The following is a 25,064-nucleotide window of genomic DNA, read 5'->3' on the forward strand; positions in this document are numbered from 1 at the left end:
GCCCACACCCAACGCCCTTATTTAACTAGAAGAAGTCATGGCTGTCGCAACCACCCAAACCCTCCAAGAACTTTGTGTCAACTCCATTCGTTTCCTAGCGGTCGATGCTGTAGAGAAAGCGAAATCCGGTCACCCTGGACTGCCGATGGGTGCAGCGCCGATGGCGTTTGTCCTGTGGGATCAGTTTTTGCGGTTTAATCCTAAGAATCCCAAGTGGTTTAACCGCGATCGCTTTGTGCTGTCGGCGGGTCACGGCTGTATGTTGCAGTACGCGCTGCTGTATTTGACGGGTTATGACAGTGTTTCGATCGACGACATCAAGCAATTTCGCCAGTGGGAATCGAAAACGCCCGGACATCCTGAAAACTTTGAGACGCCCGGTGTGGAAGTCACCACTGGGCCTTTAGGGCAGGGTATTGCCAACGCGGTTGGGTTAGCGATCGCTGAAGCGCACCTGGCAGCAAAGTTCAACCAGCCTGACCTGACCCTAGTAGACCACTATACCTACGTCATTCTGGGCGATGGTTGCAACATGGAAGGCGTGTCCGGTGAAGCCTGTTCGCTGGCAGGGCATCTGGGTCTAGGCAAGCTGATTGCACTCTACGATGACAACCATATTTCGATCGATGGTTCCACAGACATTGCCTTTACCGAAGATGTCTCCAAGCGGTTTGAAGCCTATGGCTGGCATGTGCTGCACGTGGAAAACGGCAACACGGATTTAGATGCCATTGCGAAAGCGATCGCAGAAGCAAAAGCGGTGACAGATAAGCCCACGATGATCAAGGTCACAACCACGATCGGCTACGGTTCGCCCAACAAGCAAGGCACGGCTGACGCTCATGGCTCGGTGCTGGGTCCCGACGAAATCAAGCTCACCCGCGACAACCTGGGCTGGGAATACGAACCCTTCGTGGTGCCCGATGATGCGTTGGCTCATCTGCGTCAAGCGGTCGATCGGGGTGCCAGCCTGGAAGCAGAATGGAACGAAACCTGGGCCCAGTACAAAACCAAGTACACAGAGAAAGCAGCCGAGTTCGATCGCTTGCTCAGCGGCAAATTGCCCGACGGTTGGGACAAAGCGTTGCCCACCTACAAACCCGAAGACAAACAGCTTGCCACCCGCAAACACTCCGAAATCAGCCTGAATGCGCTGGCAAAAGTGCTGCCAGAACTCATCGGTGGTTCGGCTGACCTGACCCACTCCAACCTCACCGAGCTAAAAGGCTCCGGCAACTTCCAGAAAGGGCACTACGAAAATCGTAACGTCCACTTCGGGGTACGCGAACACGGTATGGGAGCCATCTGTAACGGCATGGCGCTGCACGGATCGGGATTGATTCCCTACGGCGCCACGTTCCTCATCTTCACCGACTACATGCGAGGAGCCATTCGCCTCTCGGCACTGTCTCAAGCTGGCGTCATCTGGGTCATGACTCACGACTCCGTTGCTTTGGGTGAAGATGGCCCGACCCACCAACCCGTTGAGACGATCGCATCTTTGCGAGCGATTCCCGACCTTACCGTGCTGCGTCCCGCTGATGGCACAGAAACCTCCGGTGCTTACAAAGTAGCGGTGCTCAATGCGAACCAAAACCGTGCCACCTTGATTGCGTTCTCGCGTCAGGCGGTGCCCAATCTGGCAGGCTCGTCGATCGAGGGCGTTGCTAAGGGAGCCTATGCAGTTATCGACTCCGATGGTGCGCCTGACCTAATCTTGATTGGCACAGGGTCTGAAGTGGGTCTTTGCGTCAAAGCCGCCGAGCAGTTGACCAGCGAAGGTACCAAAGTCCGTGTGGTCTCGATGCCCTCCTGGGAACTCTTTGAAGCGCAAGATGCGGCTTACAAAGAGTCGGTACTACCCAAAGCCGTGACCAAGCGTCTGGTTGTAGAGGCCGGTATCACCATGGGCTGGCAAAAATATGCTGGGGCTGAGGGTGACATCCTTGGCGTCGATCGCTTTGGTGTTTCGGCTCCCGGCGGCAAAATCATGGAGAAATTCGGCTTTACCGTTGAGAATGTGGTTGCGAGAGCAAACGCATTACTGGGGTAAAGCGTGGTTAGTAGTAGAACTGTTACAAGCAACGGTTTTACTAGCAACAAACACACCACATGATTAAATGCTGACCGGTATAAAGGCTCTCTGGGTTTTCAGGGAGCCTTTCTTGCGGTGGAGCCGACGGGTTAGCGACAGTCTTTGAGCGCTGCCAGTTTGTACAAGTCTCGTTCACCTAGAGGTCGGCAGTAAAGCAGCCAAAGCGACAAGCGCACTCGCGGCCGCGGTCTTCCGGAACAGTGACCTAGTGATAATCTGCACCCAGATCGATCCCCGCAGCATCTGCGTTGACCAAAGGTAACTTGCGCGTTGGCTCACTCATAGCCAAAGCCTCAATGGTCGGCCTGTTAGTAAACCGGCCCTGACCCAAATGGCACCGCCGATGCAGTCTCCTCAACGGGATAGTGATATTCACCCACTGTAAAACAACTGAACTCGATGAGTTGCGCCTCATTTGCTTGGCCAAAGGCTTGTTCGACGACGACCGCGATCGAGGCGTGATCAACCTGGGTTTCAGGACGAATGTTCATTACCCCTTTCTCTTAATGCCTGTCGGACTTTAACCATGACACCCTCCCAGTCACCGGGAGCCGTCTGGCGAAACAAGCGCATCGTCGGGTACCAGGGGCTGTCTTCGCGATGCAGCAGCCAGCGCCAGTCAGCAGCAAACGGGAGTACAACCCAAACAGGCTTTCCCAGTGCACCCGCCAAATGAGCCACAGCCGTATCCACTGAGATGACAAGATCAAGCTGGTCGATGGCGGCTGCCGTATCAGCAAAATCCTGAAGCTGTGGGCTCAAATCATACAGGCAAGGCTGAAAACCGAACTGAGCGATATCAGCGGCATGAGTGCCCACCTGAAGGCTGTATAGTTCCACGTTGGGACTGCGCAGTCCTTGCATAAACGCGGTTAGAGAAGCGGTGCGATGGCGATAGGACGATCGCTGTTTGAGATGGGGAAGCGGCACACTTGCCCAAACAATGCCGACTTTGAGGAGACGATCGGCGCTCGGTGCTGCCAATGGTGTTGTGATGGCGTTGCTAGCGTCTGAATGTGCTCGGCAAGCCTCTGATACAGACACATAGGGCACCTGCTTTGGAATCGTAGCTAACGATTCGTTCAGGACATAAGGCAGGCTCATCAGCGGCAGATGCACATCAAACTCAGGCAAGGGGGAGCCTTGGGGGATGAGTTCAGCAATGCCTGGAATAGTGGCAAACAAGCATAGCAATTCCTTGGGGCACTCCACAACGATGTGGTTCTGGGCAGTCGATCGCGCAGGTTCAGCGTCCCTTTCTGCTAAACGCGCCACATAGCGGATGAACTGGATGGCATCACCAAAGCCCTGCTCCGTATAGAGCAGCAGCGATCGCCCATTCAACGCAGAACCATCCCAAACGCTTCCTGGTAACGATCGGCGTTGCAGGTCTTGAGCGTCCCAGCGCCATTCATACTCGACAAAGCCTTGCTGAAAATCACCTGCTGCCAAAAGTGCCAGGCTCAAATTTAAGTGGGCTTCAGCAAACTGGGGCTTGAGGGCGATCGCTCGCTGGCATTGCGCGATCGCACCCTGCAAATCGTTCCATTCATAAAGTGCCACTCCCAAACTGTTGTGCGCTTCTGCATTCTCTGGCTCCAGCTCAATCGCCTGCTGATAGTGCGCGATCGCGGCCTCAAATTGCTTGTCTTCTTGCAAACACAACGCCAGATTATTGTGAGCCGCTGCCCAATTGGGTTGTAGCCTCAGTGCTTGCTGATAGTGGTCGATCGCCGCCTCAAATTGCTCCGTCAGTCGGAACGCGTTGCCGATGTTGAACTGCACGTCAGCATTGCTGGGTTGGAGTGCTAGAGCGTTTTGGTAATAGGCGATCGCCGCCTCAAATTGTCCCTGTGCCTGGAGTGCATTGCCCAAATTGTTGTGTGCCTGCGGGTCGCTTGGTGCCAGTGCGATCGCCTGCCGATACTGGACAATTGCTTCTTCTAGCTTTCTTTGTTCCCTGAGCGCGTTTCCTAGATTGTTGTAGGCTCTGGGATAGTTGGGGTTCAGGGCGATCGCCTGCTGATAGTGCGAGATCGCCTGCTCGTAGCACTTTTGCCTTAACGCCAGATTGCCTGCATTGAAGTGGGTTGGAGCATGATTGGGCTTGAGCGCCAGCGATCGCTGAAAGTGTTGAGCTGCTTCATCCCAGTTACCGCAATCTTGTAGCGCAACGGCCAAATTACCATGTGCTTCAGCATGGGTTGGGTCAAGCGTGATGACGGTTTGATAGTGCGCGATCGCAGATTGCAGCCTGCCGGTTTGCAGGGCGATTGCCCCCAACAAATGGAGTGCTGGGACGTAATGGGGACGTTGATCAAGCACTTGACAACACAACCATTCTGCCTGCACCAAATTTCCCAGTCGATACGCTTGCAAAGCCGTCGTCATCGCCTCAGAGATCGCTACCATTTAGGAGGGGAATAGGGTGTAGGGTATAGGGTGTGAAGGGAAACAAGAAGGTCTTGAAAAGCACCAAAGTTTAGCAGCACGTTAAAGCCCTGACAGTACACTACAACTGCATCCCAAAATTTTAGTCTAAAGGTTTTTTCTTACCATCGCCCCACGCCGTCACCTCCTCACCTCCCCCACCTCTTCATTTCCACACCCCACTCCCCACTCCCTACTTCCCCCCCTGCCCATGCTGCTTTCCCTGCGAATCGAAAATTTCGCCCTGGTAGACCGCCTAGAGTTAGGTTTGGGTAAAGGTTTGACGGTGATGACCGGCGAAACGGGTGCAGGTAAGTCGATCATTCTGGATGCGATCGATGCCGTTTTGGGTGGCAAAGTGACCAGTCGCGCGGTGAGGACGGGAGCCGATCGCGCGTTGATTGAAGCCGTCTTTCGGCTCGAACCCGATTTGGCAACCTGGCTAGAGCAGCAGGAGATTGCCCTCACTGCCGAAACGGAATTGGTTTGCACCCGCGAGATTGTTGCCAGTCAGAGTAGCCAGCGTAGTCGATCGCGGATCAACGGTGCGCTAGTGAACAAGCAGCAGATGGAATACCTGCGCGATCGGCTGGTTGAACTGACCGCACAAGGGCAAACGGTACAGATCGGGCAACCACCGCTTCAGCGCGAATGGCTGGACAGTTATGGTGGTGAGCCACTGTTAAAGCAGCGATCGACCGTTGTCGCTGCTTTCTCTGCCTATCAGCAAGCGCTTCAAGCCTTAGAGAAACGTCGTAAATCAGAACAAGAACGGCTCCAGCAGCTTGACTTGTTTGAGTACCAGTTAAAGGAACTGAGTGCGGCAAATCTAACTGAAGCCGATGAACTCGATCAACTGGAACAAGAACGCAAACGCCTCAGCCATAGCGTTGAGCTGCAGCATCAAAGCTATCAGGTCTACCAGGCACTTTATCAAAACGATGAAGGTGCAGAAGCCTGTGCAGATTTATTAGGTAAAGCTGAAAGCACGCTCCAGGATATGGCTGAATATGATGTGCAGATTCAGCCCATTCTCGAACTCGTTAGCAACGCTCTAGCACAGGTCGAGCAAGCCGGACGGGAAATTAATGTCTATGGCGAAACCCTGGAGGCAGACCCACAGCGGTTACAGGAAGTGCAGGAACGCATTGTTGAGCTGAAGCAGCTTTGCCGCAAGTATGGCCCGACGCTAGGTGACGCGATCGCCCTTCTTCAGCGTCTTCAAGCCGATATGGATGAGCTTACAGGCGGTGGGCAATCCCTGGAAGACCTGGAACACACCTATCAAGAACGACAGCTTGCGTTGACCGACGCCTGTGCCCTCCTGACGCAACGACGACAAGCGACCGCGAAAGAGCTAGAGGAGCGGTTGGTGAGTGAACTCAAACCGCTGGCAATGGAGAAAGTGAAGTTTCAGGTAGACATTTCGCCTGCGACTCCGTCTGCGTTAGGAGGCGATCGCGTAACCTTCCTTTTTAGCCCCAACCCTGGTGAGCCATTGCAACCACTGACCGAAATCGCCTCCGGTGGCGAAATGAGTCGCTTCCTACTCGCCTTACAGTCCAGCTTTTCCCAAATTGACCCAGTTGGGACGCTAGTGTTTGACGAGATCGACGTGGGCGTTTCGGGACGCGTGACCCAGGCGATCGCGGAAAAACTGCACCAACTGAGCCAACATCATCAAGTACTGTGCGTCACTCACCAGCCGATCGTCGCAGCAATGGCAGATCAGCACTTACGCGTGAGCAAACAGGTGATTGAGGAGGAGAATGGGAAGTTTGTGGGGAACGGGAAGGGGCTAGAGGAGCAGGGTAGCAAGGGAGCAGGGGAAGACATAGAGACCAAGAATGCAAAACGCAAAACGCAAAACGCTTCCACATCCCACACCCCACACCCCACACCCCACACCCTCGATTCTGTCCGCACCGTCGTTCGTGTCACAACACTTGACAGCCAACAACGACGTGAAGAGTTAGCACAGCTTGCAGGTGGTCAGTCAACTGCCGAAACCAGTGAAGCGGATGATGTTGCTTATGCCTTCGCTGATTCACTTTTGAAACAAGCTGCCACTTTGCGGGAGACGCGATCGGGCGAACCAAAGCTTGCTGCTGAGCCACAACCCGCCGCTGAACCAAAACCTGCTGAACCAAAACCGAAAGCCACAAGAGCCAAAGCCTCTCGAAAAGGGTGATGCATCGATCGTAGATCTACAGCAAGCAATTCGTTCATTCACATCAAACTAGAGGCTCTACATTAAATCTCCATGTAATAAATTTTAGACCACTTGAATTTTCGAGATTCTTTAAGGCATGATTCCTACCACCATCAATAGTCTATTACTTAGTTTTAGGAGAATTTAATAATGACTAAAGATTGGGTTCCAAAAAGAAAGGAGATTGAAGAAAAATTCTATTTATTATCAGACAAGTTGCAAAGACTTCAAAAAGCACGTGCATTTAGTTCTAGCGTCATAGAACAATTTGAACTAGACTACCGTATTCAAGAGACAAGAACAGAAATTGAAGAGATAGATAAGCGCCTGGAACAAATCGAAGAAATGGATGCACTGTCTCTTGTAAACGAATTCAAAAAAATCCTAGATGAAAACCATCAAGAAGAAAGAAAAATATTAGAATATTTTTCATCTTCACTTGGTTACATTCAAGAGATTAAAGAAACCCAAATGGGTTTGTCTCCAATATTTGGAAAGCCTAACAAAACTCTAAAACAATCATGGGCAGATTTATTTATAATAATGCCATTTAGAGAAGATCTAAAGCCAGTATACACAGACCATATAGTTAAGGTTGCTAATGGTTTAGGGCTGTCATGCGAAAGAGGTGATGATTTCTTTTCCAGCCACACAATAATTGATGAGGTTTGGGCAGCAACTTATTTTTCAAAGCTTTGTATTGCTGACTGCACTGGTCGTAATCCTAATGTTTTCTATGAGTTAGGAATAGCACATACGATTGGAAGACCAGTTATTTTGCTCGCGCAGTCTATTGATGATATTCCATTTGACATTAGACATCGCCGCTCAATTATTTATGCCTATACGCCGAGGGGAATGAGTAATTTTGAGGAAACACTTAAGAAAACTCTTGAAAGTGAGCTTTCCTTATGACAATTATGGATTATCACAATATCATCACCATCGAGCCTGGAAAACGTAGCGGCAAGCCCTGCATTCGAGGAATGCGAATCACAGTGTATGACATTTTAGAATATCTGGCGGGCGGCATGACAGAGGCAGAAATTTTAGAAGATTTTTCTGAACTCACATCAGAAGACATCAAAGCGTGTCTTGCTTTTGCCGCCGATCGTGAGAAAAAACTCTTTGTGGCACCGCTTTGAAATTGTTGTTGGATGAGAACTTATCAGACCGAATTGTTCGCAGGATTATCGACTTGTATCCTAATTCTGAACATGTCAAAACTTTAAAGTTGACATTGTTTCCAAGGATGCTGACTTTCATCAGCGCAGTTTACTCTTCGGTCATCCACCCAAATTTATCTACCTTCGGATTGGCAACAGCCCAACGTCGAAGATTGTTGAGATTCTGAGAGACAATTTTGACACAATTCTTCAGTTTGAAGATAAAGAATTGGAAAGTATTTTAGTGCTGGGATAGAGCGATCGCTAATCTTTTCAGATGTGGCAACGAAAAAATCTAACGAATTCTGGTTTGATCACCACCGTTACTTCAGTGCAGCAATTCGATGCCGCGAGATGGGATAGGCAATTTGAAGAAGATGTCGCAGCCGGTCGGCTTAATGATCTCGCTCAGCAAACACTGAAACATTTGCGTGAAGGGCGCTGTACTGATCTGCGAGACATCGTGCAAGCCCTGATCTTGGCTATGCAAAACGCGCATACATTTGGACATCGCCAAGTGTATGCGCGTTTCACCCGCTATTGCTTTTGATGCGTGTGCTAAGCCAGCAATTCGCCAGTTTCCTGCAAGGAGTGGAGGCGACGGTAGATGCCTTCACTATTCAGGAGTTCGTCGTGGTTGCCGACTTCAACGATGTGACCGTTTTCGAGAACCACAATTTTGTCAGCTTCGCGGACGGTGCTGAGACGGTGAGCAATGATAATCAGCGTACGGGTGCCAAGAATGGCGCGCATTGCCAGTTGAATCGATCGCTCCGACTCATAGTCCAAACTAGAGGTCGCTTCGTCAAAGATTAGCACATCCGGTTCCATAATCAGGGCGCGGGCAATGCCGACTCGTTGACGCTGACCACCAGAGAGCCGAACACCTCGTTCGCCAACGATCGTCGAATATCCCAGAGGCATGTTGCGAATGAATTCATCGGCCTGGGCAATGCGACAGGCTTCGCGCACTTGCTCGAACGACGCATCGGGGTTGCCGTAGACAAGGTTATCGAGCAGCGTGCCGTTGAAAATGTCTACTTCCTGGTGGACGATCGCCAGTCGCTTCCGGTAGCTGCTCACGTCCAGCCGGCGCAAGTCGTGACCATCCATCAAAATGCTGCCGCTGTTAGGCTCGAAGTAGCGGAACAGGAGCTTGACTAGTGTAGATTTACCGGAACCCGATCGTCCGACCAGTGCCACCGTTTGATACGGTTCAATCAACAGGTTGATGTCCTTTAGCACTGGGCGATCGGGAGCGTACCCGAAGGTCAAGTGCGAGAATTCCACTTTGCCTGTGAACTGATACGGCTCGGCATCCTTGTCCCGCACCAGGCTACCCGCATCTTTACCAGCCGGAAGCTGCATGAATTCGTGGAAGCGAATCATCGAGGCGTAGCGCCGAGCAAAGACTTCTGCCAATTGGCTAATCGGCTCTACTTCGGCATACGCCATGCTGGAAACCGTCAGCGTGGTGACAAAATGACCCAGGGAAATTTCGCCTCGCACGGCTGCCATCAGCGTAAAGACCAGCACCAGAAAGACGCAGCTTTGCACGATCGTGCGCTCGTACATCCCTAGCATCACATAGCCCTTGTGGATGCGGTAATCTACCACCTTGAACTCACGCTCAAACCGCTGGCGCTGTCGGGTCAGCTCTTGCGCTTCAGTGGCAAACGCTTTCACCGTTTTGATGTTCGTGATGATTTCGGAATTACGGCTTTCGGTATCCTCAATATAGCGATCGAGCTTTTCCTCCTGCTTCGTCAGCTTGGTCAATCCCGACAGGCTGAAGCTGAGAATGCCGATAAAGGATAGCAGCAGGACAATCGCAATCCGCCAATCGATCAACCAAATAACGATAAAGATCCCCACAATGCGGGCAACTTTGGGCAAAAGCTGACCCGTAATTTCGGGATAGGTCCACGTGTGGTTAGAGATCCCTTTGGCAACCCGTGCAGCAATCCGTCCAGGGTTATTTTCGTCGTAAAACTCCAATGGGAGTGTGAGGACTTTTTCTAGCGCTTTTTGGGCATGGTCACGACGGGCACGAAAGGCGGTATCCCAGTTAAACCAGGGGCCCAACCAGGGCTGAATCGGTGCCCGACCGACCGAGACAATACACACCATCGCCAAGAGCACAACCAACGAAAGCATCTGCCCTTGTGGTTGCCCTGTTACATTGGCAACGCCTGTGATGATCTGCTGCATGGGTTGATCAAGCGGCTGTTTGGACAGCACGTTGAGAATCTGCCCGATCGCGTAGGGGCCAAACAAATCAATGATTTCAAAGGCACTCATCATTGCAATGCTAAAGACGGAGATTCGCCAATACCGCTGGTAAAAGCGAGCAATGTCTTGAAATTTCGCCATGATTCCTCCTTAAACGGTCGATGCCAAATTTGTGTCGAGCAGTTCAGTTAACCCAACGCTAACCATCAGCCGTTAACGTTGGTTTTGCTGAGTTCTTTTGATGGACGTCCGCTCTCATGGCAGTACGAGCAGCGATCGCGCCAGACACAGCATGAAAATCACAGCAAGAACTACTGGATATACTACAAAAGTAGTATTGTAATACAAATACAGTGCGCTTGGTGAAATTCCTCAATTAGAAAAGCGATTTTTTCAACGGTGGTAAGGGAAGAGTCTGGTTTGAGTGGATTGAGCGGTCAGCGGTCAGCGATCAGCAAGCCTAACTGGTTTGAGTTTTGCAGGCGGAACAACCCTCTATCTTTCCTGCTGTCTCGCTGTTGCTGCCTCTGTCTCCCAAAGCCTCACTCCCTACTCTCCGCGCATCTCATCCCTTCGAAAGCGATCGCTTCACACTCAGGAGAGATGAAGCAAAGCCTTGCCCTCGGCCATTCTGTCTACAACGAGAGACGTGCTTCAAAAGGCGATTAACTCTCTACACACCAGGGACTGCTTCAGTTGGGCGTTCACGAGGAAAAGGATGATGATGGATAACTTTGGGATGGCGTTCGCGCTCGATCGCCTTCCAAGATGGATAGCGCAAGTGCCGCTAGATGGGGCAGTCAGTACACCTGAGAGGGCAGCATTGGTTTTCTCAGGACCTCAATTTTTTATTGCGTTAATTGCAGGATTAGTTTTAGCGTTTGCCTTTCAATTATTGCTAACAAATCTTTCGGTCGCAGCGGGCATTTCGTATCTGGGTCGCTCATCAGATGACGATGATGATTCTGACAGCCATGAATCAGGAAGCTTGGGCGGCACCGTGAAGAAGATTGGCTTTGCAGTGGGGCTGTGGACATTGCTTACGGTTAGTGTGGCACTGTTTCTCGCCTGCCTACTGGCTGTTAAGCTAAGCCTCATTACCAGTTCAGTGCTGGGTGCGATCGTCGGCGTTGTTATTTGGGGCGCTTATTTTGTTCTGCTAGTCCTCTTTAGCTCCTTAACGGTGGGCTCGTTGGCTGGCTCGGTCGTCAGCACGGCTGTGTCCGGCTTTCAGGCAATCTTTGGGACAGCAACCGCAGCGTTGGGTGCGAAGGCCGTTAACAATCAGGTTGTCGCCACTGCCGAAGCGGCCGCAGCAGCCGTTAGACGCGAGCTCGGTGCAGGGCTTGATCCGACGAGCGTACGCGAGTCGATCGAAGACTACCTGGATAACTTACGCCCCGCGGGACTCGATATTCCTAAAATTCGCAGCGAATTCGAAAAGCTAGTCAACGATCCAGAGCTAAGAGAGATTGCGGGTAGTGGTTCTCCGGTAGAAATTGCCGATCGCCTGCGGAGTATCGATCGCGGCACGTTTGTGAACCTGGTCAGCAGTCGTACCGACCTTTCCCGGCGGGATGCTGAACGGCTGGTGGGTCAGCTCGACTCAGTTTGGCAAACCGTGGTTAACCAATTTCAAAAGAAAGATCCCACCTCGGAGCTGGTGGAATATCTACGGTCGGCTCAACCAACAGCGCTGAATTCGAGTGAATTGAATACCAAGATCGATCGTCTGACTGAAGAAGTCCGGCAGCAGCGAGAACTGGCGCGGTCTGGTCAACTGGCACCGTATCAGTCGTCTGAGTCGTCTAAAGAAGAAGGTAGTCTGGTTAATCGGGCACTTCAGTTTGGCTTTACAAGTTTGATCGGCACTGTCATGGGGCGTGGCGATCTGTCTGACCTGAATGTAGAGAAAATTCTGGGTCAGCTCGAAACCGCTAAAGACAAACTGGGCGACACCACAAAACAGGTCGCTCAGAAGGTGCCGGGGCTCTCGTTCAACACCATCAAGGCGGATACTGAGAACTATTTGCTCAATGCCTATTCCTGGCACCTTAACCGCGAAACGCTACAGACCGAGTTCAGGGATGTCATTTATGACCCTGAAGCCGATCCACTCACGGTGCAGCGGCAGTTAGAGCAACTGAACCGCTCTTACTTCGTGGATGTGCTGACGCAACGCAGCGACCTCACGCCTGCCAGAATTTCGGAAATTGCCGATCAGCTAGAAGTCATTCGTGCTTCGACGCTGGGCACTGTCCAAGCAGCAGCGGCTGAAGAGCAAAGCAGTGATGTCCGCAGTCGAGTGGAAAATTACCTGCGATCGACCGGCAAAGAGGAACTCAATCCTCAAGGCATCGAGCGCGATTTTCGCTTGCTGCTAGACGATCGCGAAGCAGGCTTTGATGCGTTGCAAAACCGTCTCAGCCAGTTTGACCGCAACACCTTAGTCGCTCTAATGGCGCAACGGCAGGATACAACGCCCGAAGAAGCCGAGCGCATCGTCACCCAGATTGAAAGCACTCGCGACAATGTTCTCAACACGGCGCGTGAATCACAGGAACGTGTGAAAGCTGAGGCTTTGGCAGTGCGCGATCGCGTGGAAACCTATCTACGCAACACCAACAAGTCAGAACTGAATCCTGAAGGGATCAAGCGCGACTTCCGACTGCTGCTGGACGATCCGCAAGCGGGTGGGTCTGCCTTGCGCGATCGCCTCAGTCAGGTCGATCGAGATACGCTAGTGCAACTGCTGGCTCAGCGGCAAGATATCACGCCCGAAGAAGCTGATCGTATCGTCACTCAGCTTGAAGATGTGCGTCATAACGTACTCCACGCACCACAAATTGTGGCAGACAAAGCGAAAGATCAGTATGACCAGGTAAGTACCGCGATCGCCGATTATCTGCGCCGCACCAACCTGTCAGAGCTTAATCCTGATGGCATCCAGAGCGATTTAAATACGTTGCTGCACGATCCCAAACAGGGCACGATCGCGCTACGGCAACGGCTCTCTCAGGTCGATCGTGAAACGCTGGTAAAACTGCTTAGCCAACGAGACGACCTCACCGAAGAGCAAGTCAACCAGTACATCGATCAAGTGCAGGAAGCGCTTCGTCGCATCGTTCGTTCGCCGCGACGACTGGCATCACGCACAAAGCGGCGGGTGCAGGACTTCCAGACCAATGTGGAAAGCTACTTGCTCCAAACAAACAAGGATGAACTCAATCCTGATGGCATCAAACGCGACCTGCAACTCTTGTTGAACGATCCACGTGCAGGGGCAAGCAGCCTGGGCGAACGACTCAGCCAGGTAGACCGTTCAACTATTGTGGCCTTGCTGTCTCAACGTCAGGATATCAGCCAGGCTGAAGCCGAGCGGATTGTCGATCAGGTACTTTCTGTGCGTGATCAGGTGTCGGCTCAGATCCAGAAGATCCAGAACCGCATCCAGTCTGTCATTGATGGCATTCTGGCGCGCATTCGGGATTACCTGAACTCGCTCGATCGCCCAGAACTCAACTACGACGGCATCAAGCGCGATGTTCGCACGATGTTCTACGATCCTCAGGCGGGCTTTGACGCGATGCGCGATCGGCTCGGCAGCTTCAACCGCGAAACCCTGGTCGCCGTGATGAGTTCTCGCGACGACATCTCCGAAGAGCAAGCCAACCACATCATCGATCAGGTCGAAGATGCTCGTAGCAGCGTGTTGCGCCGGGCAGAACGTTTGCAAGGCGAGGCTCAACGACGGCTGGATGAAGTCAAATATCAGGCGCAGAGACAAGTGAAAGAAACCCAAAAAGCGGCTGCTAGTGCTGCCTGGTGGCTCTTCGGTACGGCACTGGTTTCGGCTGGTGCGGCGGCCTTAGCAGGGGCGATCGCAGTTAGAGGTGTTTAGTCACCGTTTCTAAAACGCTCACACCTTATGCCTCTCTTCGGAGAGGCTTTTTTAATGGCGACTTATGTAAACCTCGGAGGTTTTAACCAGGCATGTGGCGTGTCACCAATGTCTTTACTTAAACCTCGAAGGTTTTGGTGAGCGATTATGTAAACCTCGGAGGTTTTAACCAGGCATGTGGCGTGTCACCAATGTCTTTACTTAAACCTCCGAGGTTTTGGTACGCAATGCAGACGCACTGTTACGCGATGCAATGCGATTGTAAGGCGATGCAGACGCAATGTGAGGCATCACAATGCCATTGCGGCACGATGCAAAAGGATTGCCACCTGATGCCATACGAATGTAAGGCGATACAGACGCAATGTGAGGCATTACAATTGAATTGCGGCACGATGCAGAAGGATTGTGACCCATCGCGCTCGCAATGTCAGACGATACAGAACGATCGCTCGGAGCGTGTTTGGTGCGTTACGGCGTTGCCTAACACACCCTACCTTATTAAATTCACGATCCTAAGTTTCGGCGGCTACCGAACAAATGAGCGTAAACGTAAGAAAATTCGCAGCCCATGAGAAAGATTTGACAGGTCAGATATAGCCACAGCAGCAAAATCATCACGCCACCAATCACGCCATAGGACAAGTAGCGACTGCCGATCGAAATTACGCTCTCTCCTGCTAACCGCTGTAACCCAACCAGCAGCAATGCCGAGAGCAATGCACCCAGCCAGGTATCTTGCCACGCCACACGAGTAGAGGGCAATAGTTTGAACAGGATGCAACAGGCGATCGCTATAGTGAGAAATGATGAACCAAACTGAAGTCCTTCCGTTAGCTGAAGTTCATCGATATGGATAAAGGCAAATGTCGCCTTAAAGGTTTCCACCAACTTGAGAATGAACTGAATGGTAATGTGAGATATGAGGGAGGTAAACAGGAACAGCGTCGTGCTTAGCACTAGCAGGAAGGATAGAACCTTATTGAGCACAAACGACAAAACGGTTTCCTGAATCGACGTTTGATTGTTCACTCGCCAGAGCTTCTGTACAAAGCGATTGAGCACCGCAAAAACGGTACTAGCGGCATAGAGCAACAGCCCAAACCCAATGATGCCCGCGCCCGTGCTGTTTTCAGTCAGTACCACGATCGTTCCCTTGACGACCGTGTAGGCTTCTGGCGGTAGCGATCGGGTAATGGTTGTCTGCATGAGCTGAAAGGCCTCTGAACCGGGTGCAAGCCACCGACTGCCCACACTCAGCAGGATCAGCAAGATGGGAAAGAGTGAAAACAAGGCATAGTAAGACAACGCGGCTGCCATACTAGAGCAATCATCTTGCTGCCATTTCACCCCTGTTTGAATCATCAACTGCGCCGCTTTGGTAGGCAGAATGCGAGAGCGAACGTATCGCATCATGAAGTTTAACTACTTATGGATGCAGTTTGTAATTATGGATGCAGTTTGTAAGTGGCACTGGTAACGCGCCCGTTTCTAATGTCAACAGAGCAGTCGTAGCTGAAACGATACCATTTAGCGCTGTCCTGATAGAACTGACCTTCGCCTCGGATGCCTTCTTGAGCATTGGAGATTCCTACGGGAGTGAACCACAGTCTGATGAATTGGGGTGTGAGGTGTCGTTTTTAAAGAGTTGTTGGGGCGATCGGTGCAATATCCGGGTCATAGCCCCCAATCTGGCTGGTGCGAAGCACCCAAACCCTAGCACCGTGTTTGAGGAAAAGCTGCACAATCGTATCACTGGCAAAGCGTGGAAACATGGTGCGCCAACTCCCTAGCCCCGTTCGCAGATTTTGCAGCGGGTTGTCTTCCATCGTGCTGCCCAGGTTGAACTCGTTCTTTTCCCAATCGGCACGGGGACCACCCAGCGGTTGCAGTTTTTGTTGGAGTTCTCGACCGAGTTGTTGCAGTACCTGGAATCGTTGCGCTTGCTCCGGGTTTGCCATAAGTGATCGCCGCAGGTCTGCATTGGCTTGCAGTGCTTGAACCGATCGTTGAATACTGGCAAAGAGTGCCTGGTTTGAGTCCTGGGAGGAGTTATTCGCGGGTCCCACGTATGTTGCCCCCGTACCATCCCCAACCCGATAGCGAGAAGTCATCACTTGCAACTGGCGCAACATCAATGTCAAGGGGCTACCTTTCTCGCCATTCATTTCATAGTCGTTGGTGAAGGCATCCAACTTAATGAGCAAGTCACAGGTGGGACGGGTGCCTGCCCAACCGAATTGGCGATCGCCCATATAGCGCGACCAATGCAACGTGCCAGCGGTCAAACCATCGGTGTTCTGGGCGTACACCTGGAAATAGCGAATCTCAAAGCGCAGGTCATCGGTCAGTGCCTCTCGCACCACTTCAGCCAGACCGTAGGCAAAGTGCCCAAAGAAAATAGGGGTTGCGGCAGCAGGTTCTTTTTTCATGCCCCCAATGCCCCCGTAGGTATGGATCAGCAAGGCGCGATCGCCCTCTTGCCAAGCGTTAATTGCCGTTTGAATGGCATCCGCTGATCCATTTGACCTCGGCGTACACAACACTGACGCAATCTGTCCTTTTTGCGCCTCAACCTCTGCCCAGGCGCGTTTGCGGATGTAGCGATAGCCCGCTTTTGACCCAAACACAACTTCCTGGGGCTGCAAGCGCCATAACGCACGAGGAGCCAGAGATTGAACCACAAACATTCCCGCAGCATTTTTCGCGCCATAAATGTACCACCCGGCTTCATTTAAGGGTGATTTCTCCAGATCGCGCGTCGTGGAGGGATAGCTACCGTAAGCGTCCGCCAACACCACCTGGGGTAACGAAACAACGTCCTGAACACCATCAAACTGCCGCGAAATCCGATTGAAATGCACCACCCGAAACTGGTCTAACGAGACGGGTGCCACAAACTGCACGACGGCGTAGTAACGTCCCGTAATTTCGACGGGCAGACTCCGAATGTAGAGGCTGGGCTGCTTTTCATTGCCCTGACTGCGTTCCATCGGTTCCACATCAACCGGATCATTAAGCAACACCATCACATCATCAACCGGATGACAGCCTGCTAGCGATTCCAGTGGATCAACCTGTCGCCAGTGATTCAGGCGATCGGGGTTGACACAGCCACCATACACACTGCTATATTCGGCGTCCACGCTAAAGTGAACATCCCGTGTCACTGCCGCCACCAGCTTTTTCACAATCGGGTCATTCGCCCAACGCAGAGCCACCACTTTGCCAACCCACTGCTGATAAGGGGCTGGTGCATGATGGACCTCAAACAGCACGCCTTTCACCTGAGCACGCTCTTCCTTTTGGGGCAAGATCAAGCGTCCCATCCAGGGATGAATGGGTTGATACAGCGTCTCATCCACGCTCTGGTGCAGCGGGTAATAGTCAGCATGAATAAAGGCTGCCTGCTGATACAGCGCGTAGTTACTGGTTTTCCGAGGCAGCGTTTGAGCTATTGTTAACACCTCACCTCGCAGAATTTGCAGAATCAATTCAATGGTGGCTTGTAGATAGGTGCGTCCATCGGGCAGGGTGGCTTGCGGGTCCATGTAGCCACCGGGAACCTGATGCCCCACGCCTGCTATTGACAACAGCGTAATTTTGCCCCGCCGCATGGCACGATTCCAGTAGGACAAGGGAAACCACTGGCGGCGACCGGGAAAGATGGCAGGACCAATGCGCTCAATGCCATCTTTGTTGCCAGCCACATGGTAAAGATGCTCCAGCTTGAGAAAATTATTGTTGGCGCTCATCACCCCACCCAGGGAAATGATCTCGATCGGCGCACCCGTTGCCCGTTTCAGATAAGGTGCCGCCGCCACCGACATTTGACCACCGCCGCTATAGCCAATCAGCGTAATGGGAATGCCACTGCCGGGCTGGTAGCCGCGTTTCGTCAAACCATCGTAGAGCACCTGAGCAATGCCCTGATTGTAAATCGGACCATACCGTTTATCGGCTGAAACTGCCACAATGAAGACGTTTCGCAGGTTGAGCATAAAACCCAGAATGTCAGTCGGGTTGCTCCAGCGCATTTTGTCCGCCAGTCTCCAGACAAAGGCAAGGGGACGATCTTCACCCAGGGGTCGATTCATGACGGAGTACATCATTAAGCCCTGCACCAGCTCCACGTCCTGGGGCAGCGCTGGCTTGAGCGCATTCAGAAAAGCCATTACGTCGGGTGTGTATGTTTCGCCCGATTGCCCAACCCCATCCAGGTAAACCACATAGCGGGAGATGGAAGCGTCTGAAGGAGAGGCTTTAGCCACATTCACGGCAGTTTGACTGGTATCCACATCATCACCATACCAGCCAGCCCACCAGCCCAATGTTTCCAGAGGAGCCAGCATGCCCGCAAAGACGACTGCAATCACCCCAATCCAAACTAAATCTAAGATCAATCGGAAGAGTTTCGGCAAGTTATTGTGCCAGCCAAAGAGACTCTCGCGAATGGGACGCAGCAAAAGGGCGATCGCCATAAACACGATAGCCATCGCCAGCAAACTCAAGAGCAGCTTGAGCTGTTGGGGTAGACCACTGGGTTTATGATCGAGTTGCACCAGTGGATCAGCCACATCTGTTCGCTGCGTGATCGTGATGGTTGTACTCTCTTTGTTGCTGACGACCGCTGGAGCCACTGCCTGGGCGGTTTCTGGAGCCGATCGCCCTGCTGCCTGCACCAACTGATTCATCTCCGGTACAGTCGTCTGAGTGGCCGCGAGCATAGGAGAAGCCACACCTCGCCCTGCCTGTACTCGATCCGCCAGTTCGCTCTGCTTTTCTACCAGATTCACACCAGCCACGCGATCGGCGATCGCTTGACCTAACTTGGCGATCGGTTGTCCAATACTGTTTTCCAGAAGTTGCAGCGCCAGCCAGCCAAAAGCGACATAGCTAAAAGCAGTGGCACCAGTCACCTGTGCGGCGGCCGCAAAGCCCACCACTGCTGCCAGCAAGCGCCACACCGACAACAGATTTAAAACGGGCAGTCCTGCGTAGGGCAACGCGCCTAAAAAGCTGAACAACTGGGGCGCATAGCTGAATCCCAACACTTTGATCAGCGTCGTAAAGGGAACCTTCACTGACCAGGGCACCCGACAAATCAACCAGGTACTCAAGACCAGAAACAAAAAGCCAACGGTAAACAGAATGGCATTGAGCAACAGGCTCAGAACAAAGCGCACGGGTTTTACCCGATTGATAAAGAGAATGATGCTTTGCCCAACACCCAGCGATAGCCCCGCAAACAGCACGACCAGCAACGATGACCACACTCCAGGCAGGTTGGCGATCTGCTGAAACGCCTCTAAGTGAAGGCGAAAGACGCCGCCCAACAAGTCCCAAAATGGCGTTGCACCCGTTGCCGTCATGGCAGTTTCCCCACAGCTTCACATCATTTGTGCCTGGATTAGACACAGCGATTACACGATAAATGTTACGAGAGCCATCATCACGGCGTTAATGTTTGGTCTTGAGGCGCGATCGCGTCGGCAACGGTTACAATGGGCGATCGTACCTCTGGCGATCGATTGACGACCGCAGACAAGGCTCCCGTTCCCAGCCAGAGCATCTGCTGGGGGATGCGGGTTAAATCAGAGTGCGCCAACGTTTGTAAGAGAGCAGGCGTACAACACGGGCAAAGCAACGGTTCAAAGGGCACCATGAGGATTCATAAATGTAATGTGATGGCGGCTTTAGCGCCGATTAGCTAATGGTGTTCTTGTAGATCTTGCCGTCTTTCACAATGACTTGTGATGCGTCGCCTCCGATCTGTTGAGCCCGTCGCACGCTGGATGTCCCTGTTAGGTGCAGAGGCAACCAGGCGCAACCGAGCAAAGAAGTTCTCAGTCGTTTTAGAAGCTGAAGACCGCACCCAGCCATAAGCCTTGCTGCCGTAAATCCAGCCCTAATCTGTCGGTGCCCTTCCCATCCTGGTACTCGAACTTGGTGAATCGGTAAGCAAGCTGAAGAGCGACCTTACTAGACAGTCGGTACTGAGTGCCAATGAGCAAATTCCAGGTGAAGTCACGATCGGCGTTGATATTAAACCCAGAAACATCGGCCCGAATGCCTACCCCCCAGCGGTCAGAGAGTTCTAGCCCTGCACGAAACCCAAGCATCGGTTCAGCAAAAAAGGCAGAAAGTTTAACATCTTGATTGGGAATATTAATGCCGCCAATCCGAATTGAACCCACGTCAATCTCTTGACCTAACCAATTCAGCCTCACGCCTAAAATTGGCTCAGCTGTCAGTCGAGGGTAGGGATTTGATCCAGGGTTACGCCCTAAAGACTGATCAATGACCCGGTAAAATACTGCCAGATCCAACACCCCTTGATGCACATTCGCGCTGACACCTGCATTCAGATTGACATCCGTGTTAATGCCATAAGGCCGCAGTGCTGCTGCTGGGATTGTTACGTCAAGGTTTCCATCTTTGCCCACAGAGAGATAGGAACCATCGACAATAAAGCCTAAACGGTTTTTGCGAGCTTCTAGCCGCAGCGAGGCCGCAAAAATACGATCGAGCTCAAACAACTCGCCCAAGCCAGCTTCAAGGGATGCCTTGCGTCCACGCACTGTGATATCAGCTTTAACATCAAATGGAACGAATAAATAGGGTTCCACTAAAAATTGCCACCGCTCTTGGGCAACATCAGAATTGAATGGTGATGCTGCTTGAGCCGTTAAAGTGCCGTTCGGTACGGATTCGTTGCGTACAGCATTGGCTGCATCAGAATGGTTCGGCGTTCCTTGCCCCATCAGGACTGGTGCCTTCGATGCGGTTGCTACTTCAACGATCGCCTCAGAGGCTGGCTTGGCCTGAGGTCGCAGATCAACCGATCGCGTCGACCACGGCTTGCCCTGAAGAGGCATACCCTGGTGTAATTGGAGCGGTGTCTTTAATGCCAGAGCGGGTTTTGACGAAGGGTCTACCTGATGGCTTTCTGGCAGGTTCTCTTCAGGTGAGGCTATGGGACTGGGAATGGGTGATTGCTCGAAGGTGTCTTTGGGCAGCAGTTCACCAGCCAAAACTGGCAGGCTAGCAAGTGCGATCGCCCCTGACACTAGGCTGCTTAGACGCAACACCTTACGAACCCAGAAGATGGTTCCCTCTTTCGATCGTGTCTTTAATAGCATGGCAGTTTTTAGAAGTTTTTTCGTCAAGCAAGCCAGTCTGAGCCTTAGCTGAGGAGATTTTTGTAAAGCTTGCCGTCCTTCATGATCACGAGGAAGTTCTTGGCTGGATTCTCGATCAATTTGATATTCTCGATCGGATCGCCATCCACCAAAAGTAGGTCGGCGAGTGCGCCTTCTTCAACGACACCCAATTTGCCAGGATAAGGATTGCGCGGACCAGACAATGCCAGTAGTTCAGCATTGGTACTCGTTGCCATCTTCAGCACTTCAGCGGGACTGTACCAACGCACCATTTTCGCCAGTTGCGCCCCTTGTCGGGTGGCCAGCTTAGCAGCGAATAAGGTGTCTGTGCCCCAGGCTGTCTTGAGCTTGTATTTCTTCGCCAGATTATAGGCGTTGTCAGTACCCTGGGTCATTTGCAGTTGTTTGACACGGTTGGCTGACCCTTCCGGCTGGGGATTCGCATCCTCGTCGTCGAGAAACGGTTGAAGGCTGAGCCAGGTTCCTTTTTCAGCCATAATCTTGGCTGTTGCCTCATCCATCAGTTGACCGTGTTCAATGCACTTAACTCCCGCCCGAATCGCCGTTTGAATCGCGATCGGGGTGTAGGCATGAACCGTGACATAGGTATTCCAGTTTGCAGCCGCTTCGACAGCGGCATGGAACTCTGCTTCTGTATATTGGCTAACATCCAGGGGATCGTAGTCGGATGCCACACCGCCACCTGCCGCCAGTTTAATCTGGGTGGCACCCTGCATCAGTTGTTCACGAGTGCGTCGGAGTACCTCATCGACCCCATCGGCGATCGTCCCCACTCCAAACACTTCCCCACGGCTGAGCGGTGTCGAAGGTGTTCTGGGAATCTCTTTGAGTGAGCGGAAGTCGCCATGTCCACTGGTCTGCGAGATCATCGCCCCCGAAGGCCAGATGCGTGGCCCTATGGCATCACCCTTGTCAATCACCTTCTTCAACTCAAACACTGGTCCCGCCATATCACGAGTGCTGGTAAAGCCACGCAATAGCATTGCCTTTGCATTGGTCTGTGCTTGCTGAAACAAGGCTTCAGCAGGAGTCTTGGGAGAAAGTAGTTCTTCGATAGCGCTGCTCTCCATGAACAGATGAGTGTGGTTATCGATCAGCCCTGGCATCAATACACGACCACCACCTTTAATCCGGGTTAGCTTAGCGCTTGCTGGTGGAGTAATTGGGTTACTGGAAATGGTCTCAATTTTGTTGCCCACTACCAGAACGTTTGATGGTTATGAGAGTTGAGCGGCAGTGCCATTGAAAACACGAACATTCTCAAACAAGAGATTCGTAGCATTTTGCTTCTGAACTTTGAGGGGCGCTGGCTGCTGAGCCAATCCTAATTGTGGAACGAATCCAATGAGGGCAAGTAGTAAAACGCCTAATAGGATTGAGTAGCGAAGTCTTATACGCATAGTGAGCATCCCTACAAAGAGCTGAAGAAGACCTCCAAAATTCACTGTTCAGAGGTTATCGGGTCAAGCATACCAGCTAATTCTGCTCACCACAAAATCGTCCGCCTGGTTTAAGAAGTCACGAGCCTTCACAAACACCTCCTTAAAACGGGCGAATCAACCTAGAACATGGTTGTAGCAATACCCTACTCAATCAGAGCGTCGTACCAAAAATGTATAAGAACAAATGTTGCGGAGCTAATAAGATGCCGTGAGCAAAGCCTCTTCTACATTTTGCGGTAATGGCACCGGATAGAAACGATTCGCTGCAAAGGCATAATCTTCCCCACTTTCATCCACGATTCGTACCAAACCATGCGCCGCAGCCTGCTCATCGGCAATCATGCGGTACAGTTTTCCAACTTCGAGTGACGCTTTATAGCCCTCATTGTTGAAGCACACAGCAAAATGAATGAGTTGGTCATGATTTGCTTTCATCAGCATGCAGTTTAAACTTTGAGCGCGACCATCTTTTGGACAGCTTCGACGATTTGTTGTGGTTGGACGATCGTCAGATTTTCCAAAGCACCGTTGTATGGGGTGGGAATATCCTGGGATGACAGCCGCAAGACGGGCGCATCCAGTTCATCGAAGAGACGATCAAGGTCAATCCCACTAACTTGCAGAACGATACTCTGTTGGTTCCAAGCCAGACCAGCGGATGCGACCATCCGGCATAATGGCTCCATCAAAGTCGGCTTCGTCCTGGTTTGTGCCATTGAGATTGGCTCCAGTAAGATTTGCACTCGCTAGATAGGTGCCTTTTAGATTGGCGTAGCTCAGGTCAGCCCCGCTCAGATTCGCTCCGTAGAGATTTGCACCACTTAAATCCGCTCGAATGAGATTGGCTCCGATCAGGTTTACTCGTTTCAAACGAGTGCCCTGCAAATTTACACCCTCCAAGTAAGCACCTTTGAAGGCTCGCTCTCCTGATCGATAACGCACTAGTAACTCACGTGCGCTGTGTAAAGGTTGATTGAACATATTTCTTCTCGTAACGAAGGGATAGCCCCTTCACATGACTGGTGACAGCTAGAGTAAACTCTAACCCGTTGCACCTTGTCTTCAGCCTAAGATCCTTTCGACTGATAAACCATTAAGATTGACGGCTCAGCCTCTTAGACATTGAGCGATCGCAGAGCTAGCAGCGGTTTGAAACGTTCGCTTACATAATCGGACTGACGCAAAAGACATTTTGAGCAACGGGTGTTTGCAGTATAGTTTTCCAACTTCTTAAATTCCTTCCTGCCTACACGTTGAGCTCCATACCAATGAATCTCAGCTAAACGGACTGTAGCTTCAGTTGTGCCAGATCCCCGACTTCTGTCTCAGGGACAGCAAACCCAATCAGATTGAACCAAGAAGTCGGGGATCGATTGTGTTTAGACTTTAAGCGCAACCATTTTTTGAACGGCTTCGACGATTTGCTGGGGCTGCACGATCGTCAGATTTTCCAGACCACCATTGTAAGGGGTGGGAATATCCTGAGATGAGAGCCGCAATACCGGAGCATCCAGTTCGTCGAAGAGACGATCGTTAATCGACGCAATCACCTCAGCCGCAATGCCGCCCGTTCGCATGGCTTCTTCCACGATGATCACGCGATGGGTTTTGCGAATCGATGCACCGATCGTGTCAAAGTCCAATGGCTTCAGTGAGAGTAGATCAATCACTTCAGGATCGTAGCCATCCTTTTCGAGCGTCTTGACCGCCTGCATAACGTGATGCCGCATCCGGGAGTAAGTGATGATTGTGACATCTTCGCCCGATCGCACAACCTCCGCTTTGTCCAACGGCAACAGATACTCGCCCTCTGGCAAGTCTTCCTTCAGGTTGTAGAGCAGGACGTGTTCAAAAAACAGCACTGGATTGTTGTCACGAATCGCAGACTTCAGCAGCCCCTTGGCGTTGTAGGGTGTGGAACACGCAATAATCTTGAGTCCCGGCACTGCTTGAAAGTACGTCTCTAAGCGCTGCGAATGTTCTGCACCCAACTGCCGACCGACACCACCAGGCCCCCGAATCACCATCGGGATCTTGTAGTTGCCGCCCGATGTATAGCGGAGCATCCCCGCATTATTGGCAATCTGGTTAAAAGCCAGCAGCAAGAACCCCATGTTCATGCCTTCGATGATGGGTCGCAGCCCTGTCATTGCGGCTCCGACCGCCATGCCAGTGAAGCTGTTCTCTGCGATCGGTGTGTCCAACAACCGTAAGTCGCCGTATTTTTTGTACAGATCCTTTGTGACTTTATAGGAACCGCCGTAATGCCCCACATCCTCACCCATCACCATAACGGTCGGGTCACGCTCCATTTCTTCGTCGATCGCTTCGCGTAGGGCATTAAAGAAAAGTGTCTCTGCCATTGGTTCCTCTAATTACGGCAAGTTCTGTGATTTTACAAG

The 25,064-nt window shown here is 51.8% G+C and carries 19 protein-coding genes and 1 pseudogene; 7 read left to right on the forward strand and 13 right to left on the reverse strand.

The features are described 5' to 3' along the window. The first annotated feature begins 37 nt into the window (after positions 1 to 37). A complete protein-coding gene (tkt, locus tag C7B82_RS30715; RefSeq protein WP_106261098.1) occupies positions 38 to 2,053 on the forward strand; it encodes a transketolase in 2,016 nt (671 codons plus the stop codon). Positions 2,054 to 2,403: 350 nt separating this feature from the next. Here tkt and C7B82_RS30720 read toward each other — a convergent pair whose 3' ends face one another. Continuing rightward, positions 2,404 to 2,586 carry a hypothetical protein gene (locus tag C7B82_RS30720; protein WP_106261099.1) on the reverse strand — a complete coding sequence of 61 codons (183 nt, stop codon included), beginning with the start codon at positions 2,584 to 2,586 and terminating at the stop codon, positions 2,404 to 2,406. Next, a complete protein-coding gene (locus C7B82_RS30725; protein ID WP_106261101.1) occupies positions 2,570 to 4,507 on the reverse strand; it encodes a tetratricopeptide repeat protein in 1,938 nt (645 codons plus the stop codon). Before C7B82_RS30725 ends, C7B82_RS30720 begins: the two co-directional genes overlap by 17 nt. 229 nt (positions 4,508 to 4,736) lie before the next feature. Between C7B82_RS30725 and recN the strand changes: the two genes are divergently transcribed. From recN to C7B82_RS30750, 5 genes are all read left to right on the forward strand, one after another. After that, positions 4,737 to 6,716, forward strand: coding sequence for a DNA repair protein RecN (recN, locus tag C7B82_RS30730; RefSeq protein ID WP_106261102.1), 1,980 nt, complete (start codon positions 4,737 to 4,739; stop codon positions 6,714 to 6,716). 171 nt (positions 6,717 to 6,887) lie between these two features. Further along, a complete protein-coding gene (locus C7B82_RS30735) occupies positions 6,888 to 7,652 on the forward strand; it encodes a hypothetical protein (protein WP_106261104.1) in 765 nt (254 codons plus the stop codon). 5 nt (positions 7,653 to 7,657) lie between these two features. Further along, positions 7,658 to 7,882: a DUF433 domain-containing protein gene (locus C7B82_RS30740; RefSeq protein ID WP_106261146.1), complete on the forward strand. Its 225-nt coding sequence runs from the start codon at positions 7,658 to 7,660 to the stop codon at positions 7,880 to 7,882. Between the two features lie 94 nt (positions 7,883 to 7,976). Next, positions 7,977 to 8,159 (forward strand): DUF5615 family PIN-like protein, encoded by a 183-nt coding sequence (locus C7B82_RS34880; RefSeq protein WP_339375268.1) that lies wholly within the window; start codon positions 7,977 to 7,979, stop codon positions 8,157 to 8,159. A gap of 21 nt (positions 8,160 to 8,180) precedes the next feature. Beyond that, entirely contained in the window at positions 8,181 to 8,453 is a 273-nt protein-coding gene (locus C7B82_RS30750) for a hypothetical protein (RefSeq protein ID WP_106261105.1), read from the forward strand. An 8-nt stretch (positions 8,454 to 8,461) separates the two neighbouring features. Here the strand turns inward: C7B82_RS30750 and C7B82_RS30755 are convergent, their stop codons facing one another. Further along, the gene (locus C7B82_RS30755) at positions 8,462 to 10,276 is read right to left on the reverse strand and encodes an ABC transporter ATP-binding protein (protein ID WP_106261107.1); all 1,815 of its coding nucleotides are present in this window, start codon (positions 10,274 to 10,276) and stop codon (positions 8,462 to 8,464) included. 580 nt (positions 10,277 to 10,856) lie between these two features. On the opposite strand from C7B82_RS30755, the gene C7B82_RS30760 reads away from it, so the two are divergent. Then, the gene (locus C7B82_RS30760; RefSeq protein ID WP_106261108.1) at positions 10,857 to 14,036 is read left to right on the forward strand and encodes a hypothetical protein; all 3,180 of its coding nucleotides are present in this window, start codon (positions 10,857 to 10,859) and stop codon (positions 14,034 to 14,036) included. 201 nt (positions 14,037 to 14,237) lie between these two features. Here the strand turns inward: C7B82_RS30760 and C7B82_RS32875 are convergent, their stop codons facing one another. The 10 genes and pseudogenes from C7B82_RS32875 to C7B82_RS30805 form a co-directional block, all read right to left on the reverse strand. Next, the gene (locus tag C7B82_RS32875) at positions 14,238 to 14,411 is read right to left on the reverse strand and encodes a hypothetical protein (RefSeq protein ID WP_181357799.1); all 174 of its coding nucleotides are present in this window, start codon (positions 14,409 to 14,411) and stop codon (positions 14,238 to 14,240) included. A gap of 132 nt (positions 14,412 to 14,543) precedes the next feature. After that, entirely contained in the window at positions 14,544 to 15,452 is a 909-nt protein-coding gene (locus C7B82_RS30765; RefSeq protein ID WP_106261110.1) for a YihY/virulence factor BrkB family protein, read from the reverse strand. Between the two features lie 224 nt (positions 15,453 to 15,676). Then, on the reverse strand, positions 15,677 to 19,408 hold the full coding sequence (locus tag C7B82_RS30770; protein WP_106261111.1) for a CAAX protease: 3,732 nt from the start codon (positions 19,406 to 19,408) through the stop codon (positions 15,677 to 15,679). A gap of 80 nt (positions 19,409 to 19,488) precedes the next feature. Next, on the reverse strand, positions 19,489 to 19,701 hold the full coding sequence (locus C7B82_RS30775; protein WP_106261113.1) for a hypothetical protein: 213 nt from the start codon (positions 19,699 to 19,701) through the stop codon (positions 19,489 to 19,491). A 190-nt stretch (positions 19,702 to 19,891) separates the two neighbouring features. After that, the gene (locus C7B82_RS30780; protein WP_146141319.1) at positions 19,892 to 21,178 is read right to left on the reverse strand and encodes an outer membrane protein; all 1,287 of its coding nucleotides are present in this window, start codon (positions 21,176 to 21,178) and stop codon (positions 19,892 to 19,894) included. A gap of 44 nt (positions 21,179 to 21,222) precedes the next feature. Then, positions 21,223 to 22,419, reverse strand: coding sequence for a metal-dependent hydrolase family protein (locus C7B82_RS30785; RefSeq protein WP_245940172.1), 1,197 nt, complete (start codon positions 22,417 to 22,419; stop codon positions 21,223 to 21,225). A 438-nt stretch (positions 22,420 to 22,857) separates the two neighbouring features. Beyond that, positions 22,858 to 23,103: a hypothetical protein gene (locus tag C7B82_RS30790; protein WP_245940173.1), complete on the reverse strand. Its 246-nt coding sequence runs from the start codon at positions 23,101 to 23,103 to the stop codon at positions 22,858 to 22,860. A 5-nt stretch (positions 23,104 to 23,108) separates the two neighbouring features. Continuing rightward, positions 23,109 to 23,261, reverse strand: a pseudogene (locus C7B82_RS30795) (alpha-ketoacid dehydrogenase subunit beta); the annotation flags it as partial. 13 nt (positions 23,262 to 23,274) lie between these two features. After that, complete coding sequence (locus C7B82_RS30800) at positions 23,275 to 23,643, reverse strand: pentapeptide repeat-containing protein (protein WP_106261116.1); 369 nt, start codon at positions 23,641 to 23,643, stop codon at positions 23,275 to 23,277. A gap of 398 nt (positions 23,644 to 24,041) precedes the next feature. Beyond that, positions 24,042 to 25,025: an alpha-ketoacid dehydrogenase subunit beta gene (locus C7B82_RS30805; protein WP_106261118.1), complete on the reverse strand. Its 984-nt coding sequence runs from the start codon at positions 25,023 to 25,025 to the stop codon at positions 24,042 to 24,044. Between the last annotated feature and the right edge of the window lie 39 nt (positions 25,026 to 25,064).

The sequence above is a fragment of the Stenomitos frigidus ULC18 genome, from assembly GCF_003003795.1.
GTDB lineage: Bacteria > Cyanobacteriota > Cyanobacteriia > Leptolyngbyales > Leptolyngbyaceae > Stenomitos > Stenomitos frigidus_A.

Coding starts and splice junctions, on each gene's coding strand:
- tkt (WP_106261098.1), top strand. CDS start 38: ATGGCTGTCGCAACCACCCAAACCCTCCAAGAACTTTGTGTCAACTCC.
- C7B82_RS30720 (WP_106261099.1), bottom strand. CDS start 2,586: ATGAACATTCGTCCTGAAACCCAGGTTGATCACGCCTCGATCGCGGTC.
- C7B82_RS30725 (WP_106261101.1), bottom strand. CDS start 4,507: ATGGTAGCGATCTCTGAGGCGATGACGACGGCTTTGCAAGCGTATCGA.
- recN (WP_106261102.1), top strand. CDS start 4,737: ATGCTGCTTTCCCTGCGAATCGAAAATTTCGCCCTGGTAGACCGCCTA.
- C7B82_RS30735 (WP_106261104.1), top strand. CDS start 6,888: ATGACTAAAGATTGGGTTCCAAAAAGAAAGGAGATTGAAGAAAAATTC.
- C7B82_RS30740 (WP_106261146.1), top strand. CDS start 7,658: ATGGATTATCACAATATCATCACCATCGAGCCTGGAAAACGTAGCGGC.
- C7B82_RS30750 (WP_106261105.1), top strand. CDS start 8,181: ATGTGGCAACGAAAAAATCTAACGAATTCTGGTTTGATCACCACCGTT.
- C7B82_RS30755 (WP_106261107.1), bottom strand. CDS start 10,276: ATGGCGAAATTTCAAGACATTGCTCGCTTTTACCAGCGGTATTGGCGA.
- C7B82_RS30760 (WP_106261108.1), top strand. CDS start 10,857: ATGATGGATAACTTTGGGATGGCGTTCGCGCTCGATCGCCTTCCAAGA.
- C7B82_RS32875 (WP_181357799.1), bottom strand. CDS start 14,411: ATGCCTCACATTGCGTCTGTATCGCCTTACATTCGTATGGCATCAGGT.
- C7B82_RS30765 (WP_106261110.1), bottom strand. CDS start 15,452: ATGATGCGATACGTTCGCTCTCGCATTCTGCCTACCAAAGCGGCGCAG.
- C7B82_RS30770 (WP_106261111.1), bottom strand. CDS start 19,408: ATGACGGCAACGGGTGCAACGCCATTTTGGGACTTGTTGGGCGGCGTC.
- C7B82_RS30775 (WP_106261113.1), bottom strand. CDS start 19,701: ATGGTGCCCTTTGAACCGTTGCTTTGCCCGTGTTGTACGCCTGCTCTC.
- C7B82_RS30780 (WP_146141319.1), bottom strand. CDS start 21,178: ATGCTATTAAAGACACGATCGAAAGAGGGAACCATCTTCTGGGTTCGT.
- C7B82_RS30790 (WP_245940173.1), bottom strand. CDS start 23,103: ATGCTGATGAAAGCAAATCATGACCAACTCATTCATTTTGCTGTGTGC.
- C7B82_RS30800 (WP_106261116.1), bottom strand. CDS start 23,643: ATGTTCAATCAACCTTTACACAGCGCACGTGAGTTACTAGTGCGTTAT.
- C7B82_RS30805 (WP_106261118.1), bottom strand. CDS start 25,025: ATGGCAGAGACACTTTTCTTTAATGCCCTACGCGAAGCGATCGACGAA.